Here is a 17,445-nt window from a genome sequence, read left to right as displayed (position 1 = left end):
CCGAATGGGGTGGCCTTTTCAGCAATCAACCTTTCAGCCCGAAGCTGACAAGTATCACTCAGCCTTGTTGATAGGCTTTTCCGGGTACCAGGCATCCAGCAGCGGGCTGACTTCGATCTTGGTCAGTTCGCTGCGGCCTTTGAGCCAGGCTTCAACGGCAGCGCGCTGTTCTTCGCTGACCGAGCCGCGTTTGACCGAGCACACCAGGCCGAAATCGTCACCGCCTACATAATCCAGGCCGTTGGCGTCCATGGCTTCTTCCAGGAACGCGTCGAGGAAAGCATCGATTGCCTGGTCATCCAGATCTTCCTTGAATTCCAGGTTCAGCTCGAAGCCCAATTCCTGAAACTCGTCGACACACAGCTTCTTGCGCAGACGACGGGAGCGGTTTGTGGCCATGAAACAATCCTCTTAGGTAATAACGCCGCGCAGTCTACCAGTTAACACGTGTGGTTGCCTGCCTGAGTATCCGTGCTTGTGGCCAATTCCTTGGCCAGGGCACGTTCCACTCGGCACATATGCCGTGCCAGTGCCTGGCGCCGCAGGCGCACCTGGGCAGTGGGCAAGTCGCTGGCCTCGAGGGCTTCACAGGCCGCCATCAGGTCAGGGGCTTCCAGCATGCGCGCGGCGCTGAGCACCTTGTGGGCCTGCTCGGCAATGGCGCCGCTGTCGTGTTGCGGGTGAAGCGCCATCAGGCTGGCCAGGTCGGCCTGAAGGCTCTGATGCAAGGTTTCCAGGAAGCGCTGACGGTCAACCGGGTCAGGCCCGACCACGGCGGCCAGGCCGTCCAGCTGGTACAGCTTGCGTCGGGGGCGTTGCTGGCGGCGCGGGCGAATGCCAGCCAGGCGCTGGCTGAGGGTGCTCAGGCTGATGGGCTTGAGCAGACAGTCGTCCATGCCGGCGGTCAGGCACTTGCGGCGTACTTCCGGCTGTGCGTTGGCGGTATAGCCGAGGATGGTGCAGGGTGGTCGCTTGCCATGGCGTTCTTCGGCGCGCACGGCAGTCGCCAGCTGGTAACCGTTCATGTGCGGCATGTTGCAGTCGAGTACCAGCACATCGAAGTCGCCTTCCCGCCAGGTCGCCAGGCCTTCCTGCCCATCGCGGGCGCTGGCGTGCTCCAGGCCCAGGTAGCCAAGTTGTTGCGCCATCAGTTGCAGGTTGGCAGGGTGATCATCGATGACCAGCACGTTCAGCCGTGGGTCGGGCACGTCGAGCTGCTCGGGCAGCGGTTTGGGCTGCTCTGCGCCATCCACCCGTTGCAGCGGCATCTTCAGGCGCACCTGGGTACCGACATCCTCCAGGCTCTTCATGGACAGGCTGCCGCCCATCATTTCGCACAGGTTGCGGCAGATGGCCAGGCCCAGCCCGGTACCGGCGCGGGCGCCCTGGCTGTGCGGGTTGGCCTGGATGAACGGGTTGAACAGGCGCTGCAGGTCGTCGGGGTGGATGCCGATGCCACTGTCGCGCACCTCCAGCTCCAGTACGGCTGGTGTGCTGGTTCCGTCATCCAGCAGCCTGACGCTGATGCGCACCTGACCGTGCTCGGTGAACTTGATGGCATTGCTCACCAGGTTGGACAGCACCTGCTTGAAGCGCAGCGGGTCAAGCAGGACATGGCAGCGTGCGGCCGGGGCGATCTGCACCTCCAGGGCCAGGCCTTTCTGCCGCGCCTGACCATCGAAAATGCGCGCCACCGATTCGACCAGCGCCGCCAGGTCGACCACCTCCGGGGCCAGGGACAAGTGCCCGGACTCGATGCGCACGATGTCGAGAATGTCACCAATCAGGCCTAGCAGGTCTTTGGCCGAATGGTGTGCCAGTTCCAGCGCGCTGCGGTCCACCCGGCCCTGGTCGGCGCGCTTGACCGCCAGTTCCAGCATGCCGATCACGGCATTCATCGGGGTGCGGATTTCGTGGCTGATGGTCGCCAGGAACGTGCTCTTGGCGCGGTGGGCATCGTCGGCCTGCTGCTTGGCCTGGCGCAGCTCCAGGACCAGTTGGCGGCGTTCGCTGATGTCGATCCAGCCGCCGATGATCCCCTGCACCTCACCCAGGGAGTCGCGGTACGGCAGGATCCAGTGGTAGATGGTCAGGTCCCGGCCCTTGATCCGTAATGGACGGTCCTTGATCAGTGGTGAGCCCGCCGCCATGACTTTCTGGTAATCCGCCTGGATCTGCCGAGCCTGCTCGGAATCGGCAAACAGGCTGTCCTTGAGTTTTTTGCCGATCACCTGATCGGAGCGGGCCTGCACGGCTTCAAGGTAGCTGTAGTTGCAACTTTTCAGGCAACCCTCGCGGTCGCGCACATACATGGGGTGGGGCGTACCGTTGAGCAGGGCGCGCATGAATGCCAACTGGTCGTTCAGCGCGCGTTCGGCGCGCTGGCGCTGGCGAATCTGCAGGCGCAGGCGGGCATTCCAGAGCAGGGCCAGCAACAAAAGCACGGCCGTGGCCAGCACCACCTGCAGGGCCAGGCGGCTGTAGCCTTTGGAGTTGTCATCCTCATGCCTGCCAAAGCCACGCCAGCGGTTGTTGATTACCCCCAGCTCTTCCGGTGAGATGCTCAGCAAAGCTTTGTCGAGGATCGACAACAGCGCCGGTGACGGGGCAATGGTGGCCATGGCGAAGTTGGCGGGTTCGCTGCCGACCGAGGTGCGGATGACCAGTTCTGGGTTGCTGGCCAGGGCGTGATTGGCGTCGATCAGGGTGGTGATCACCGCATCGACAGCCCCGCTGTTGAGCAACGCCATGGAGTAGAACGCGCTTTCGGTTTCGACCCAGCTTATCTTTGGGTAGTCCCGGGACAGCATGGCGTTCATGGTGCTGTAGCGGGTAATGGCGATGCGATGCCCCTGCAACTGCTCCAGTGAACTCAATGCGTTGTTGTCCTTGTGGTTGACCAGCACATAGGCGCTTTCGAGGTAGGGGCGGCTGATTTGCAGGTCGTCCCCTGCTTTGCCGGCGCTGGCCAGTGCGGCGATGACATCGGCCCGGCCATCCTTGAGGCGAGCGACCATGTCGGCAATGCCACTGGCGCGCTGCACTTCGAAACGCAACCCGGTGCGCAGGCGAATGAGTTCCAGCAGGTCGGCGGTGATGCCTCGGAAATGTCCCGAATCATCGAAGTAGGACAGTGGTGCAGCCGCGTCATCGGCTGCCACGCGCATCACGGGGTGCTTCTCCAGCCACTGCTGCTCGGCCGCGCTCAATTGCAGTTGGCGATCGCTCAGCAACAGGTCGCTGCCGGCGCTCCAGCGTTTGAAGATACTGGAGCGAATGGCCGGGCTTTGCCTGTCCAGGATGGTGTTCACCAGGTCCAGCAGCACGGTATCTTGCTGACGCAAGGCAAAACCGAAGCCGATGGCCTCGTGTTTGCCGAAGTTGGCCATGCGCAGGCGGGGCAGATGACCACGGTTGAGCTGGTAGTGTGTGGAGATGGTATCGCCGATGAACACGTCGGCCTGCCCGAACGCGACAGCATTCAGTGCCTGGCTGGAAGAACCGAAGGCCAGCAGCTCGGCCTTGGGGTAGGCGGTGAGTACTTCCTGTCTGGGCAAATAGTGGTAGAGCATGCCCAGGCGCATGCCGGCAAGGTCCGTGTCCAGTGCCCGGTTTTCGTCTTCACGCGTTACCAGTACAGGTTGGTCGACGGCATAGGGGCGCGACAGTGCCAGGCCGTCACTGGCCGCTTCGTAGCCATTGGCGCTGCCCAGCAGGTCGATATCACCGTGCCTGAGCGCCTCCACCGCCGCCTGCCGGCTGGAGAAACGCAGCACCCTCACTGGCAACTGCAAGGCCTTGCCGATCAGGTTTGCATACTCGGCGGTCAGGCCCTGGTAGTCGTTGCCGCCACCGGTGATGTCGAACGGCGGATAGTCGGGTGCCGACGTGCCCAGCACCAGTTCCTGCCGGCCTTCGAGCCATTGCCGTTGTTCGGGCGTGAGTACGGGCTGGACGGGGCGGGCCGATGAGCGCGCCAGCAACGTAAAGGACGCGGCTTCGCGATGGCCAGCCTGTGTCGCGCCGCTGAGCAGCAGCAAGACGAGCAGCAGGCGATTGATAACTCGGGCCATGACCACGTTCAGACCAGCGCGTTGCGCTTGGCCATCTCGATCAGATCGACCAGCGTATTGACTTGCAGTTTGTGCATGAGGCGCTTCTTGTAGGTACTGACAGTCTTGCTGCTGAGGAACATGCCCTTGGCAATTTCCTTGTTGCTGCGGCCTTGGGCGAAAAGTTGAAGCACCATCAGTTCGCGGTCATTTACCTGGCGGAAAAGTTGCAGGTCGCTGTCGGTCGTCTGGTTGTTTTTTATTGCCTGGCTGGGGAAGTAGTTATACCCGGCCAGTACGGCCTTGATTGCACTGAGCAGTTCACTCAAGTCTTCCTGTTTGCAGACATAACCTGCTGCGCCCGAGTGCATGCAACGTACGGCAAACAATGCCGGGGACTGTGCGGTCAATACCAGAACCTTCAAGGGCAGGGCCATGCTCTGAAAGCGGGCCAGCACCTCCAGGCCGTCTAGCTTGGGGATGCTGATGTCGAGAATGACCAGGTCGGGGTTGCTCTCGCGGATCATCTGCATGGCGTCTACGCCGTTGTCCGACTCGCCGACAATCTTGTAATTCTGGTTTTCCAGCAGCATACGCACGGCCAGGCGAATCACCGGATGGTCGTCAACGATAAATATGGAGTGCATGTTCAACTTCCCTGCGGTCGATTGAGGGTGACAGGGGCACCTTATCGCAGTTGGAAGTCCTCAGGCGTGCGAGGAATGGCTGTTAGGCCTATATGGGAAACGGCTTACAAGATAAAACAAAATGGGCTACGGAATAGGTGTGCTTAACTCGCTGTCAAAGCGATTTTGGTAACTTTTCATTAGTTTTTATTCGTGCCGTTTAGTGTGGCCCCGTTGGTGTAGGAAGTTTCCTGCAAGCGTGGTGCAGCGCCTGGCCGAGCCTGCGCTGCACCGACGCGTTTCAGGTCGGGCTGGAGCGCCCGGTCATCTCCCGGGCCATTTCGCTGGCATAGCTGTCGGTCATGCCGGCGATGAAGTCGATCATGCGCAGGAAGGCGCTGTGCAACGAGGCATGCGGGTCTGGCGCATTGTTGCCGATCAGGTCCAGCACCCTGCGACTCTTGAACGATGGCGTACGTCCACCGTGCTGCTCGAGGGCCGCACCGCAGAACGTGTTCAGCAGAATCTCCAGGGTGGTGTAGGCGCCGATTTCGTGTAGGGTCTTGCGTTTGTCCTGGAAGATCTTGTTGCGCGCCATGTCCTTGGCTTGCAGTACACAGCGTTTGGCTGGGCCATGCATGTGTTCCACCAGGTCGCCCGGCAGTTGCCCGGCCAGCAACGCCTGCTGCTGCTCGACGAATGCATGGGCGGCGGCGTTGGTCAGGTGTTCGATGGCCTTGCCGCGCAGGATGGCCAGTTTGCGCCGACGAGAATCGCGTGGGCCGAGCTGGCGGTAGGTTTCTGGCAGGTCTTCGCCGACCAGGTCGAGCAACAGCGCCTCGACTTCTGCGTATTGCAGCAGCTCCATTTCCAGGCCGTCTTCCAGGTCGATCAGCGCGTAGCAGATGTCATCGGCAGCCTCCATCAGATACACCAGCGGGTGGCGCGCCCAGCGCTGGTGTTCCAGCTGCGGCAGGCCGAGCTTGCGGGCGATCTGTTCGAGCAGGGGCAGTTCGCTCTGATAGCTGCCGAACTTGTGCTTCTTGTAGCCCAGGGCGTCGGCGTGGCGGGCGCTCCACGGGTACTTGAGGTAGGTGCCGAGGGTGGCATAGGTCAGCCGGGTCCCCCCATCGAACTGGTGGTATTCCAGTTGGGTGAGCACGCGAAAACCCTGGGCATTGCCTTCGAAGTTGAGAAAGTCGGCCCGTTCGTCATCGCTCATGTCGTCCAGCCAGCCACGCCCGGCCGCCTGCTGGAACCAGTGGCGAATGGCGTCTTCGCCGGAGTGGCCGAATGGCGGGTTGCCGATGTCGTGGGCCAGGCAGGCTGACTGCACGATCATCCCCAGGTCACTGGGGGCGCACCAGTCCGGCAGGTTGTCGCGCAGGGTCTCGCCGACGCGCATCCCCAGCGAGCGGCCGACGCAGCTGACTTCCAGCGAATGAGTCAGGCGCGTATGGATATGGTCGTTGCTCGACACCGGGTGCACCTGGGTCTTGCGGCCGAGGCGGCGGAAGGCACCGGAGAAAATGATGCGGTCGTGGTCTTTGTGGAAGGGGCTGCGCCCGAGTTCATCGGCGCTGTACAGGGCTTTGCCCAGCCGTTCGCGGGTAAGCAAGGTGTGCCAGTCCAAGGCGCGGTCTCCTGTCGTTCGAAGGCAGCAGCATACCCTGCAGGAAGCGCATTGTGCTGCGAAGAAGAGGCCAGCCCTTTGATGCATTCGTATCGATGGAACGGGCCTCTTCGCAGCACAAGGCTGCTTCTGCCGGGGCGAACCCTGGTCAGGGGCGGCGGTTGCCTTGCAGGTAGAGGCGTACCAGTGGCAACAGGGTGCTGCCCAACCGTATCAGGCGTGTCAGGTTGCCGCTGCGTACGCCCTTGCCGGTGAGAAAGCCCAGCGCCACCACGGCACCGATGCCCCACAGTGGCGCATGCTTGATACCCAGGCCTTCATGTAGCGAGCTGCCCATACCGCGCACGCGGCGCAGCGGTTCAAGCAACTGACCGGACTCATGACGGATTTCCTGGCGGTGCATTTCCATGCGCAGGCGCAGCAGCGCCTTGCGCAGTTCGCGCGGGTTACGCGTGTTTGGCAGTTCTGGCAGGCTCATGGCAACAGGCGCTCCCTGTCCTTGGCAAGTTCGTCGAGGGTGGCGCCGAAGGGCGATGATTCGTCGAACACCGCCGCCTTCAGGCGCACGCCGCAGTACAGTGCAGCAATGCCATAGAACACGCACAGACCAATGATACCGGCCAGTCGATAGCTGTCCCACAGCAGCACCAGCAGCAGCCCGGACAGCGCGGTCAGCAGCAGCAGGGCGAACACCAGCGCCAGGCCGGCGAACAGCAGCAGGCTCAAGGTACGGCCCTTCTGCTCCTGCAACTCGATACCGAACAGCTCGATGTGACTGTGCAGCAGCCCCAGCATGGCCGCGCCCAGGCGCTTGCCCGAAGCGCTGGCGCCGTTGGCGTCATTCTCCATGGGTTCCCCTTAGCGCCGGTTGGCCAGCAGACCGATCAACAGGCCGACGCCAGCCGCGATGCCGATTGCCCGCCACGGGTTTTCCTGCACGTACTGCTCGGCGCTGCCAAGCGCTGCCTGACCGCGTTCACGTACCGAGTCCTGGGTCAGTTGCAGGGTTTCGCGGGCCTGGGCCAGGCGCTCGTGAATCTGCTCGCGCAATTCGTCGGCCTGGTCGCCGGCCAGGTTGGCGGTGTCGGCCAGCAGCTTCTCGGTGTCGCGCACCAAGGCCTGGAAGTCAGCCATCAATATCTCTTGTGCATTCTTTGCCGATTTGCTGGCCATGGGTCTCTCCCTGTCGATGAGTGTTGGTACTTCGAGTGACAGCACGCATGGAAGGTTCAAGTGCGGCTGCTGGTATGGGCCTTGCTATGTTTTTGCCACGTTGCGGAGCGCCTGTGACCGGTTATGCGCCGATTCAGGGCGCCCGCGCAGCGGATACCGATAAACCTTAACCCAATCCACGACAAACCCAAGAAAAAACCACGCAGGCTTCACCCCGCTCACCTGAACAGGGTAGGGGCTGGCACCGATTCGGTGCAGGGATGCAGGTTCTTGAACTGTCCTGGTGCCTTTTTCAGCAGGTCTGCCTATTTCATGGAAAACATGCACAGCGCTATGGACTCTCTGGTCCACGGTTCCAACACCCTGTTCATTCTCATGGGCGCCATTCTGGTGCTGGCCATGCATGCCGGCTTCGCGTTCCTTGAAGTGGGCACGGTGCGCCACAAGAACCAGGTCAACGCCTTGTCGAAGATCCTCAGCGACTTCGCCATCTCGGCGCTGGTCTACTTCTTTATAGGCTACTGGATCGCCTATGGGGTCAACTTCTTCCAGCCGGCGACAACGCTGGCTGTCGACCATGGCTACGCGCTGGTCAAGTGTTTCTTCCTGCTGACCTTCGCGGCGGCGATTCCGGCGATCATCTCCGGGGGCATTGCCGAGCGGGCGCGGTTCGTGCCGCAGTTGTGCGCCACAGCGTTGATCGTGGCGTTCGTCTATCCGTTCTTCGAGGGCGTGGTGTGGAACGGCAACCTGGGCGTGCAGGCTTGGCTGCAGGCACGCTTCGGCGCACCGTTCCACGACTTTGCCGGGTCTGTGGTGGTACACGCCATGGGGGGCTGGCTGGCGCTGGCGGCGGTGCTGCTGCTGGGGGCGCGCCGTGGGCGCTACCGCGAGGGCCGATTGGTGGCGTTTGCGCCGTCGAGCATTCCCTTTCTGGCGCTGGGCTCGTGGATCCTCATCATCGGCTGGTTCGGCTTCAACGTCATGAGTGCCCAGACCTTGCAGGGCGTCAGCGGCCTGGTGGCGATCAACTCGCTGATGGCGATGGTGGGTGGCACCCTGTCGGCGTTGCTGGCCGGGCGCAACGACCCGGGCTTTCTGCATAACGGCCCGCTGGCCGGGCTGGTGGCGATTTGCGCAGGTTCCGATCTGATGCACCCGGTGGGTGCGCTCGCCACCGGCCTGGTGGCGGGGGCGCTGTTTGTCTGGACCTTCACCGCCGCGCAAAATCGCTGGAAAATCGACGACGTCCTGGGCGTATGGCCGTTGCATGGTCTGTGTGGCGTGTGGGGTGGCATCGCCTGTGGCGTGTTCGGCCAGGTGGCGTTGGGTGGCATGGGCGGTGTCAGCCTGGTCAGCCAGTTGCTGGGCAGCCTGATGGGCGTGCTGGTGGCCTTGGCCGGTGGATTTGCCGTGTACGGAGCCATTCGTGCGCTGCATGGCCTGCGCTTGAGCCATGAGCAGGAGTTCCAGGGCGCGGACCTGTCGCTGCACCGGATCGGTGCTACCAGCCAGGATTGAGCCAGGTCAGGTGCAGGGTGGGCGTGGCGCGCCTAGAATAGGCTTCTGTGTATGCCAACCCGGGACCTGCCACATGCTGCCTGAATGTCAACTGTTCGGCACCCTCGGCTGCCACCTCTGCGAAGTGGCCGAGGCTGTGTTGATGCCTCTGGTCGATCATGGCCTGCTGGTAGAGCTGGTCGACATCGCCGAGAGCGAGCCTTTGTTCGAGCGTTATGGCCTGATCATTCCGGTGCTGCGGCGCTGTGACAACGGCGCCGAGTTGCACTGGCCGTTCGATACCGAACAAGTGGTGGCCTTTCTTGGGCAATGATGGCTGCAGAGGAGTTGCAACCCTGCTCCATGATCTGTGAAGCGAGCTGATGATCCGGTGGAGGCGCACCATCGCCGGTAACCTTCTCCATCATCGGAACAGCTCGCCATGTTGATCACTCCACATTTCACCCTCGATGAAATGACCGTTTCCCAGCTCGCCGCCCGCGAGGGGTTCGATAATGCACCGCCCCTCGAAGCCAGGGCCAACCTGCAATTACTGTGTGGTGCGCTGGAACAGGTACGTGCGTTGTTTGACGCGCCCATCATCATCAGCAGCGGGTATCGCAGCGAAAGGGTCAATCGGTTGATCGGTGGCGCCTCCGATAGCCAGCACGTGCAAGGGCTGGCGGCGGACTTCACGGTGATCGAGGTCAGCCCGCGCGAGACCGTCCGGCGAATCAGCAAAAGTGCGGTGCCCTTCGATCAGCTGATCCTGGAATTCGACAGATGGGTGCATCTGTCGGTGACGCGCGGCACGCCGCGCAGGCAGGTGCTGACCATGCGCAAAGGCAGCGGCTACCTGGCGGGGCTGCAATGAAGCGCATTGACGGCAGCAAGGGGATGTTCGTATGCTGTATATAAATACAGTGTCGAGGTGAAGCCATGCTCAATGTCGAGCAACTCAAGTACAGCGTCAACCGCATGCCCGTGGATCGGGTGGCTGACGCCGTTCTGGAACTGCGCCTCGAAGGCCTGGTGACGGGCGACTGCACGCCGTTCGGCAAAGTCCACTTCAATACCTGCTTCGCCGAGATCGAGGCCTTGTTCCAGCGGGCCGGTTACCACCGGGGGCTGGATGTAGTGGGCTATCAGGGGTTGCTCTATGCACTCTACGACCCTGGCCGCTGGGAGCCGGTGCAAGTACTGCGCTGGCTGAAGGATCGCTGCGAGGCGATGGCCCAGGCTGGTTGAGGGGGCGGGGTTGGGCGATAATGCGCGGCCATGAACGTTTCGAGCCCAGCCATGACCACGCCTTTCGACCCCGCCCGCCAGCAAGCCAGTACGGTGTGCCTGCCTCCTGGTAACTGGGTGACGGTGCTCGATTGCTTGTGTGACCATTTCAAGGCCATCGACCGCGCCCAGTGGCTTGACCGCTTTGCCCGTGGCCGGGTGCTGGATGCCAAGGGGCAGGCAGTTGCCGCCGACCTGCCTTACAAGCGTGGCATGCGTTTGCATTACTTCCGCGAAGTGCCGAACGAACGGCCGATTCCGGTGCAGGAGGTGGTGCTGCATGTGGACGAGCACCTGGTGGTGGCCGATAAACCGCATTTCCTGCCGGTGACGCCGACCGGTGAATACGTCGAGCAGACCTTGTTGCGCCGCCTGATCCGTCGCCTGGACAATCCGCACCTGGTGCCGTTGCACCGCATCGACCGGCACACCGCCGGGCTGGTGTTGTTTTCCGCCAACCCGCACAGCCGCAGCGCCTACCAGCGGCTGTTCCCCGAGCGGCGTATCGACAAGCGTTACCAAGCCATTGCCGCTGCCATGCCACAGCATGCCTTTCCGCTGGTGCACAAAAGCCGCCTGGTGCATGGCGAGCCATTTTTCCGCATGCATGAGGTGGAGGGTGAGGCCAACAGTGAAACCCTGGCCGAGGTGTTGGAGAAGAACGGTGAGCGATGGCGCTATGGGCTGTCGCCCGTGACCGGCAAGACCCATCAGTTGCGTGTGCACATGGCGGCCTTGGGGGCAGGGATCAGCAATGACCCGTTCTATCCGCAATTGCTCAACGAAGAGGATGACTACCAGCGGCCGCTGAAACTGCTGGCGCAGAGCCTGCGTTTCGAGGACCCGCTGAGTGGCAAAGAGCGCTACTTCGAGAGCCGCTTGCGGTTGGACTGGTAACACAGCAAGCGGGCTTGCCTGCTAAAGGGGCGGGCCTGCTCGCCAATTTCCACCCGCCGTTCACCGTTGCTGCCGCTACCGTATTCGCGGGTAAACCCGCTCCTACATGGACCGGGCTGGACGCGCATCAGTGGTTCGACACAGGCATCGACGGCCCGGCACAGCATCGGTGGTTCGGCACAGCCGTTGTAGGAGCGGGTTCACCCGCGAACACCGGCAGAGCCGGTGCCATCCCCAGCGGAAGTCTCGAGCTTCAGCGGTTGAAGCGCTCCACCAGCGAATACTGGCTACCCGCCGTGCTGGTCAGTTCTTCGCTCAGCAGTGCCGAGTGCTGCGCCTGCTCGGCGGTCTGGTCGGCCAGTTCGGCAATGGTGCTGATGTTGCGGCTGATCTCGTCAGCCACTGCGGTCTGCTCCTCGGTTGCAGCTGCAATCTGGGTGGCCATGTCGGTGATATTGGCCACCGCTTCGCTGATGCCTACCAACGCCTCGTCAGCCTGCATTACCCGGTCGACGCCTTCCTGTGCCTGGCGGTGGCCGGTTTCCATGGTCAGCACTGCGTTGCTGGCGGTCTGTTGCAGCTTGGCGATCAGGCCGTGGATCTGCCCGGTGGATTCGGCGGTGCGCTGGGCCAACTGTCGCACTTCATCAGCCACCACGGCAAAGCCACGGCCCATTTCACCGGCGCGCGCCGCTTCAATGGCTGCGTTCAGCGCCAGCAGGTTGGTCTGGTCGGCGATGCCCTTGATCACGTCGACCACGCCCCCAATCTCGTCGCTGTCTTTGGCCAGTTGCGTAACCGTCTGGCCGGTCTCGCCCACTGCCGCCGACAGGCGCTCGATGGCCTCGCGGGTTTCTCCGGCAATCTGCCGGCCCTGGCTGGTCAGGCGGTTGGCTTCCTGGGTGGCATCGGCGGTGCGCTGTACATGGTTGGCCACTTCCTGAGTGGTGGCGGCCATCTGGTTTACCGCGGCGGCGACTTGCTCGGTCTCCACCCGCTGGCGCTCCAGCCCCGTAGAGCTCTTGTGCGCCAGGGCATCGGACTGGCGTGCCTGGTCGCTCAGGTGTTCGGCACTGTCTTGAAGACGCGTCAGGCAGGTTTTCATGCGTGCGTCCTGGCTGAGCATGGCCATTTCCAGGCGCGCCTGCACGCCACGGCTGTCGGTGAACATCTGCGCGATCAGTGGGTCGGAAGTGGTTTGCTCGGCCAGGCGCAGCAGGCGCTTGAGGCCGCGCTGCTGCCAGCTCAGGCCGAGCAGGCCCAGTGGTACCGAAAGCCCTGCGGCCAAGGCAAAGCCCCAGGAATGACCCAGCCAGTTGCCGATCAGGAAGCCCACCTGGCTGATCAGGATGAACGGTAGCCAGTCCTGCAGCACTGGCAGCCACTTGTCGCGGCGCGGTACCGGTGGCTTGCCCTGGTTGATGCGCTGATACAGGGCCTCGGCACGGCGGATCTGCTCGGCGGTGGGCTTGACCCGCACCGACTCGAAGCCGACAACCTGGTTGTTATCGAAAATGGGGGTGACATAGGCGTTGACCCAGTAATGGTCGCCGGACTTGCAGCGGTTCTTGACGATACCCATCCACGGCTGGCCCTGCTTGAGGGTTTGCCACATATGGGCAAACACGGCAGGCGGTACGTCGGGGTGGCGCACCAGGTTGTGCGGTGCGCCCGTCAGCTCCTCGCGGGTGAAACCACTGATTTCGATAAAGGCATCGTTGCAGTAGGTGATCACACCCTTGGCGTTGGTAGTGGAGATCAACCGCTGCTGGGCTGGGAAAGTCCGTTCTCTCTGGGTAATCGGCTGGTTGTTACGCATGGGTGATAGTCCGCAGGGCTTTCGACAGGTATCGGCAAGCGGCTGGTTTTATTGAATGGATATTTGATTCATTGATTGCAGAGATCGAGCGCCGCCCCCGCGGCGCTCGGTTTCAAGAACGGAACGAATCTTCGGCCAGACTCACCCGGCGATCATCTGGCGCAACACATAATGCAGAATCCCCCCCGCCTTGAAGTATTCCACCTCGTTCAGGGTATCAATCCGGCATAGCACCTCGATCTGTTCCTGTTGGCCATCTTCGCGGGTAATGCGCAAGGGCAGGCTCATGCCAGGGTGGATATGCGCGCCATCCAGCCCCAGTACATCGATCTGCTCCTTGCCGGTCAGCCCCAGCTGTTTGCGGTTGTGCCCAGCCTTGAATTGCAGCGGTAATACGCCCATGCCCACCAGGTTGGAGCGGTGAATACGCTCGAAGCTTTCTGCCAGCACGGCCTTGACCCCCAGCAGGTTGGTACCCTTGGCAGCCCAGTCGCGGCTCGAACCGGTGCCGTACTCCTGGCCGGCAATCACCAGCAGCGGGGTGCCTTCCTGCTGGTAACGCATGGCCGCGTCGTAGATCGACAGCTTCTCGCCAGTGGGCACATGCAAGGTGTTGCCGCCTTCTTCACCTGCCAGCATCTCGTTGCGAATACGGATGTTGGCGAAGGTGCCGCGCATCATCACTTCGTGGTTGCCACGCCGCGAACCGTAGGAGTTGAAGTCGCGTGGCTCCACACCTTGTTCCCGCAGGTAGCGCCCGGCCGGGCTGTCGGCCTTGATGTTGCCGGCGGGGGAAATGTGGTCGGTGGTCACTGAATCGCCCAGCAGCGCCAGCACCCGTGCGCCGTGAATATTGGCAATTTGTGGCGGCGGCCCGCCGATGCCGTCGAAGAACGGTGGGTGCTGGATGTAGGTGGAGTCAGCCTGCCACACGTAAGTGGCGGCCTGTGGCACCTCAATGGCCTGCCATTGCGCATCACCGGCAAACACTTCGGCGTACTCCTTGTGGAACATCGCCGTATCGACCTTGGCCACGGCCTCGGCAATTTCCTGCTGGCTCGGCCAGATATCCCGCAGGTAGACCGGTTGGCCGTCCTTGCCTGACCCCAGCGGGTCGCGCGTCAGGTCCAGGCGCACGCTGCCGGCCAGGGCGTAGGCCACCACCAACGGGGGCGAGGCCAGCCAGTTGGTCTTGACCAGTGGGTGCACGCGGCCCTCGAAGTTGCGGTTGCCCGATAGCACCGAGGCCACGGTGAGGTCGGCGCTGCCAATGGCTTTTTCGATCGCCTCGTCCAGCGGGCCGGAGTTGCCGATGCAGGTGGTGCAGCCATAGCCGACCAGATCAAAACCCAGTTGGTCGAGGTAAGGCGTGAGCCCGGCTGCCTTGAAGTAGTCAGTGACGACTTTGGAGCCCGGCGCCAGCGAACTCTTGACCCAAGGTTTGCGTTGCAGGCCCTTTTCCAGTGCTTTTTTCGCCACCAGTCCGGCAGCCATCATCACACTGGGGTTGGACGTGTTGGTGCATGAGGTGATCGCGGCAATCACCACGGCCCCATCGCGCAGGGTGTGGGTCTGGCCCTGATGGCTATAGTCGACTGCACCGGTCTGGTCGGCGTTGCCCACTGCCACACCGCCGCCACCTTCGCTTTCCAGGCGGCCAACTTCTTTGGCCAGCGGTTTGGGCTGCAGTTCGATGAAGTGGTCGAAGGCTTGGCTGACCTGGCCCAGCGCTACGCGGTCCTGCGGCCGTTTGGGCCCGGCCAGGCTGGCTTCGACGTCGTCCATGTCCAGGGCCAGCGTGTCGCTGAATGACGGCTCCTGGCCGGGCAGGCGCCACATGCCCTGTGCCTTGCAGTACTGCTCGACCAGTTGCACGGTCGCTTCGGGGCGGCCCGAGAGGCGCAGATAGTCCAGGGTGACTTGGTCGACCGGGAAGAAACCACAGGTGGCGCCGTATTCCGGTGCCATGTTGGCGATGGTTGCGCGGTCGGCCAGGGGCAACTCGGCCAGGCCGTCCCCGTAGAACTCGACGAACTTGCCCACCACGCCTTTCTTGCGCAGCATCTGTGTCACGGTCAGCACCAGGTCAGTGGCAGTGATGCCCTCCCGCAGCTTGCCGGTCAGCTTGAAGCCGATCACTTCGGGGATCAGCATCGATACCGGCTGGCCGAGCATGGCCGCTTCCGCTTCGATGCCGCCGACACCCCAGCCGAGTACGCCCAGGCCGTTGATCATGGTGGTGTGCGAGTCTGTGCCCACCAAGGTATCGGGGAAGGCATAGGTGCGGCCGTCGGCCTCACGGGTCCACACCGTGCGGCCCAGGTATTCCAGGTTGACCTGGTGGCAAATGCCGGTGCCCGGGGGGACCACGCGGAAGTTGTCGAAGGCGCTCTGGCCCCAACGCAGAAAGGCATAGCGCTCGCCATTGCGCTGCATTTCGATGTCGACGTTTTCGGCAAAGGCTTGCGGCGTGCCGTAGCGGTCGACCATTACCGAGTGATCGATCACCAGGTCGACCGGTGACAGCGGGTTGATCCGTTGCGGGTCGCCGCCAGCCTTGGCCATGGCGGCGCGCATGGCCGCCAGGTCGACCACGGCGGGCACGCCGGTGAAGTCCTGCATCAACACCCGCGCCGGGCGGTACTGGATCTCGCGGTCGGAGCGCCGTTCGCCAAGCCATTGGGCAATGGCGCGCAAGTCGTCGCCGGTGACGGTCGCGCCATCCTCCCAGCGCAGCAGATTTTCCAGCAGCACTTTCAGCGACATGGGCAGGCGCTGCAGGTCACCCAGCTGGCGGGCGGCCTCGGTGAGGCTGAAGTAGTGGTAGGTCTTGTCGCCGACCTTGAGGGGCTTGAGGGTGTTCAGGCTATCGAGCGAGGGCATTGCCAACTCCTTCTGCACCGGTGCCCGGCAAATATTCACGGTTTGCCGGCAGCACCGCTCTGTATCGGTCCGCACGGCACGGACCTGGCTGAATGGTCAGGTTAGACCGGTTTACGCTACCTGACCTTTTTCTGGACCGGCGGGGCGTGTCGCAGGTTCCGAACTTCCTTTATCATCGCCGCCCTGCCGGCGCCTGTGGTGCGCCAGCCGTAGTGGAGTGAGAGATGAATACCCTGTTCATGCATTGCCGGCCCGGTTTCGAGGGCGAGGTTTGCGCCGAAATCAGCGAACATGCCGCCCGCCTGGGTGTTGCCGGCTATGCCAAAGGCAAGCCGCAAAGTGCCAGTGCCGAGTTTGTCTGTAGCGAGGAGGGCGGTGCCGAGCGCTTGATGGGGGAGCTGCGTTTCAACCAGCTGATTTTCCCGCGGCAGTGGGCACGTGGCGGTTACGTCGAACTGCCGGAAAGTGACCGCATCAGCGTACTGCTGGCGCAGTTGGCTGACTTCCCGGTGTTCGGTAGCCTTTGGCTGGAGGTGCTGGACAGCAACGAAGGCAAGGAATTGTCCACCTTCTGCCGAAAGTTCGAAGTGCCGTTGCGCAAGGCCCTGGAGAAGGCCGGCCGCCTGGTCGACGACCCCGGTCGCCCACGCTTGCTGCTGACCTTCATCAGCGGCCGGCGGGTATTTGTCGGCGTTGCATCGGCCAGCAACAGCGCCTTGTGGCCCATGGGCATCCCGCGCCTGAAGTTTCCTCGCGAGGCACCTAGCCGTTCGACGCTCAAACTGGAAGAAGCCTGGCACCAGTTCATCCCGCGTGAGCAGTGGGAGCAGCGCCTGGGTGATGACATGACCGGCGTCGACCTGGGAGCCTCGCCGGGTGGCTGGACCTACCAGCTGGTGCGCCGTGGCATGCTGGTGACAGCCATCGACAACGGGCCTATGGCCGAAAGCCTGATGGACACCGGCCTGGTCCAGCACTTGATGGCCGATGGGTTTACCTGGCAGCCGAAGCAGCCGGTAGACTGGATGGTGTGCGATATCGTCGAGAAGCCGGCGCGTACCACCTCGCTGATTGAAACCTGGCTGGGTGAGGGGCTGTGCCGCGAGGCGGTGGTCAACCTGAAGTTGCCGATGAAGCAGCGTTATGCCGAAGTACGGCGCCTGCTCGACCGTATGGAGGCAACATTCAAGGCACGCAAGATCAGGGTGTCGATTGCCTGCAAGCAGCTGTACCACGACCGCGAGGAAGTGACGTGCCACCTGCGGCGGCTCGATTTGAAGCCACGCTGAGGCCAGCGCGTCGTTCTGCGTCTGCTTCTGCTTCTGCTTTTGCTGTTGCTTCTAAGCGCGCGATAGTTCATGCGACGCAGATTGCGACTTCAGGAGGCCGAGTGCAGGGCTTGCGAAGGGAGGTGACGGGCATGGATGCCCGTCAAGCGCTGGGCCCCAGGATGGGGCCTGCAGCGCGGTCCTCCCGGGAGCAAGCCCGGAGCGAGGGGACCCCGGAGCGCAGCGCAGGGGCCGGATGATAGGAGCCAGCGTTTTTTGGTTACTTTTTGTCGCGTTTGACAAAAAG

Annotated in this window: 15 protein-coding genes; 6 read left to right on the top strand and 9 right to left on the bottom strand. The window is 62.7% G+C overall.

What is annotated here, in order from left to right; genetic code table 11:
- Nucleotides 1–54: 54 nt before the first annotated feature.
- From ACF8FB_RS11635 to ACF8FB_RS11605, 7 genes are all read right to left on the bottom strand, one after another.
- The gene (locus ACF8FB_RS11635) at nt 55–399 is read right to left on the bottom strand and encodes a YggL family protein (RefSeq protein ID WP_003248695.1); all 345 of its coding nucleotides are present in this window, start codon (nt 397–399) and stop codon (nt 55–57) included.
- Nucleotides 400–440: 41 nt separating this feature from the next.
- Nucleotides 441–4,073 carry an ATP-binding protein gene (locus tag ACF8FB_RS11630; RefSeq protein ID WP_392511358.1) on the bottom strand — a complete coding sequence of 1,211 codons (3,633 nt, stop codon included), beginning with the start codon at nt 4,071–4,073 and terminating at the stop codon, nt 441–443.
- An 8-nt stretch (nt 4,074–4,081) separates the two neighbouring features.
- On the bottom strand, nt 4,082–4,699 hold the full coding sequence (locus ACF8FB_RS11625) for a response regulator transcription factor (protein ID WP_003248700.1): 618 nt from the start codon (nt 4,697–4,699) through the stop codon (nt 4,082–4,084).
- Between the two features lie 280 nt (nt 4,700–4,979).
- Complete coding sequence (locus ACF8FB_RS11620) at nt 4,980–6,311, bottom strand: deoxyguanosinetriphosphate triphosphohydrolase (RefSeq protein ID WP_014753953.1); 1,332 nt, start codon at nt 6,309–6,311, stop codon at nt 4,980–4,982.
- A gap of 148 nt (nt 6,312–6,459) precedes the next feature.
- The gene (locus ACF8FB_RS11615) at nt 6,460–6,789 is read right to left on the bottom strand and encodes a hypothetical protein (RefSeq protein WP_010953102.1); all 330 of its coding nucleotides are present in this window, start codon (nt 6,787–6,789) and stop codon (nt 6,460–6,462) included.
- Nucleotides 6,786–7,160: a phage holin family protein gene (locus ACF8FB_RS11610; protein ID WP_010953103.1), complete on the bottom strand. Its 375-nt coding sequence runs from the start codon at nt 7,158–7,160 to the stop codon at nt 6,786–6,788. The genes ACF8FB_RS11615 and ACF8FB_RS11610 overlap by 4 nt, the downstream gene beginning before the upstream one ends.
- Before the next feature lie 9 nt (nt 7,161–7,169).
- Nucleotides 7,170–7,484, bottom strand: coding sequence for a YqjD family protein (locus ACF8FB_RS11605; protein WP_010953104.1), 315 nt, complete (start codon nt 7,482–7,484; stop codon nt 7,170–7,172).
- A 312-nt stretch (nt 7,485–7,796) separates the two neighbouring features.
- Here ACF8FB_RS11605 and ACF8FB_RS11600 point away from each other — a divergent pair, with 312 nt between their 5' ends.
- The 5 genes from ACF8FB_RS11600 (at nt 7,797) to ACF8FB_RS11580 (ending at nt 11,168) form a co-directional block, all read left to right on the top strand.
- Entirely contained in the window at nt 7,797–9,005 is a 1,209-nt protein-coding gene (locus tag ACF8FB_RS11600; RefSeq protein ID WP_012053177.1) for an ammonium transporter, read from the top strand.
- Between the two features lie 73 nt (nt 9,006–9,078).
- Nucleotides 9,079–9,318, top strand: coding sequence for a glutaredoxin family protein (locus ACF8FB_RS11595; RefSeq protein ID WP_010953106.1), 240 nt, complete (start codon nt 9,079–9,081; stop codon nt 9,316–9,318).
- A gap of 108 nt (nt 9,319–9,426) precedes the next feature.
- Entirely contained in the window at nt 9,427–9,858 is a 432-nt protein-coding gene (locus tag ACF8FB_RS11590) for a D-Ala-D-Ala carboxypeptidase family metallohydrolase (RefSeq protein WP_010953107.1), read from the top strand.
- Nucleotides 9,859–9,923: 65 nt separating this feature from the next.
- Nucleotides 9,924–10,232, top strand: coding sequence for a hypothetical protein (locus ACF8FB_RS11585; protein WP_010953108.1), 309 nt, complete (start codon nt 9,924–9,926; stop codon nt 10,230–10,232).
- A gap of 51 nt (nt 10,233–10,283) precedes the next feature.
- Nucleotides 10,284–11,168, top strand: a complete 885-nt coding sequence (locus ACF8FB_RS11580) for a pseudouridine synthase (RefSeq protein WP_049586701.1) — start codon at nt 10,284–10,286, stop codon at nt 11,166–11,168.
- A 253-nt stretch (nt 11,169–11,421) separates the two neighbouring features.
- Here the strand turns inward: ACF8FB_RS11580 and ACF8FB_RS11575 are convergent, their stop codons facing one another.
- Both ACF8FB_RS11575 and acnA read right to left on the bottom strand, forming a co-directional pair.
- Nucleotides 11,422–12,987, bottom strand: a complete 1,566-nt coding sequence (locus tag ACF8FB_RS11575; protein WP_010953109.1) for a PAS domain-containing methyl-accepting chemotaxis protein — start codon at nt 12,985–12,987, stop codon at nt 11,422–11,424.
- A 141-nt stretch (nt 12,988–13,128) separates the two neighbouring features.
- Nucleotides 13,129–15,870, bottom strand: a complete 2,742-nt coding sequence (acnA, locus tag ACF8FB_RS11570; RefSeq protein WP_392510303.1) for an aconitate hydratase AcnA — start codon at nt 15,868–15,870, stop codon at nt 13,129–13,131.
- Nucleotides 15,871–16,094: 224 nt separating this feature from the next.
- On the opposite strand from acnA, the gene rlmM reads away from it, so the two are divergent.
- Nucleotides 16,095–17,159 carry a 23S rRNA (cytidine(2498)-2'-O)-methyltransferase RlmM gene (gene rlmM, locus ACF8FB_RS11565; protein ID WP_004577178.1) on the top strand — a complete coding sequence of 355 codons (1,065 nt, stop codon included), beginning with the start codon at nt 16,095–16,097 and terminating at the stop codon, nt 17,157–17,159.
- Nucleotides 17,160–17,445: the final 286 nt, after the last annotated feature.

The organism is Pseudomonas sp. yb_2 (genome assembly GCF_043103905.1).
Taxonomy (GTDB): domain Bacteria; phylum Pseudomonadota; class Gammaproteobacteria; order Pseudomonadales; family Pseudomonadaceae; genus Aquipseudomonas; species Aquipseudomonas alloputida.
This window is presented reverse-complemented; position numbering and strand designations above follow the sequence as displayed.

Coding starts and splice junctions, on each gene's coding strand:
- ACF8FB_RS11635 (WP_003248695.1), bottom strand. CDS start 399: ATGGCCACAAACCGCTCCCGTCGTCTGCGCAAGAAGCTGTGTGTCGAC.
- ACF8FB_RS11630 (WP_392511358.1), bottom strand. CDS start 4,073: ATGGCCCGAGTTATCAATCGCCTGCTGCTCGTCTTGCTGCTGCTCAGC.
- ACF8FB_RS11625 (WP_003248700.1), bottom strand. CDS start 4,699: ATGCACTCCATATTTATCGTTGACGACCATCCGGTGATTCGCCTGGCC.
- ACF8FB_RS11615 (WP_010953102.1), bottom strand. CDS start 6,789: ATGAGCCTGCCAGAACTGCCAAACACGCGTAACCCGCGCGAACTGCGC.
- ACF8FB_RS11610 (WP_010953103.1), bottom strand. CDS start 7,160: ATGGAGAATGACGCCAACGGCGCCAGCGCTTCGGGCAAGCGCCTGGGC.
- ACF8FB_RS11605 (WP_010953104.1), bottom strand. CDS start 7,484: ATGGCCAGCAAATCGGCAAAGAATGCACAAGAGATATTGATGGCTGAC.
- ACF8FB_RS11600 (WP_012053177.1), top strand. CDS start 7,797: ATGGAAAACATGCACAGCGCTATGGACTCTCTGGTCCACGGTTCCAAC.
- ACF8FB_RS11595 (WP_010953106.1), top strand. CDS start 9,079: ATGCTGCCTGAATGTCAACTGTTCGGCACCCTCGGCTGCCACCTCTGC.
- ACF8FB_RS11590 (WP_010953107.1), top strand. CDS start 9,427: ATGTTGATCACTCCACATTTCACCCTCGATGAAATGACCGTTTCCCAG.
- ACF8FB_RS11585 (WP_010953108.1), top strand. CDS start 9,924: ATGCTCAATGTCGAGCAACTCAAGTACAGCGTCAACCGCATGCCCGTG.
- ACF8FB_RS11580 (WP_049586701.1), top strand. CDS start 10,284: ATGACCACGCCTTTCGACCCCGCCCGCCAGCAAGCCAGTACGGTGTGC.
- ACF8FB_RS11575 (WP_010953109.1), bottom strand. CDS start 12,987: ATGCGTAACAACCAGCCGATTACCCAGAGAGAACGGACTTTCCCAGCC.
- acnA (WP_392510303.1), bottom strand. CDS start 15,870: ATGCCCTCGCTCGATAGCCTGAACACCCTCAAGCCCCTCAAGGTCGGC.
- rlmM (WP_004577178.1), top strand. CDS start 16,095: ATGAATACCCTGTTCATGCATTGCCGGCCCGGTTTCGAGGGCGAGGTT.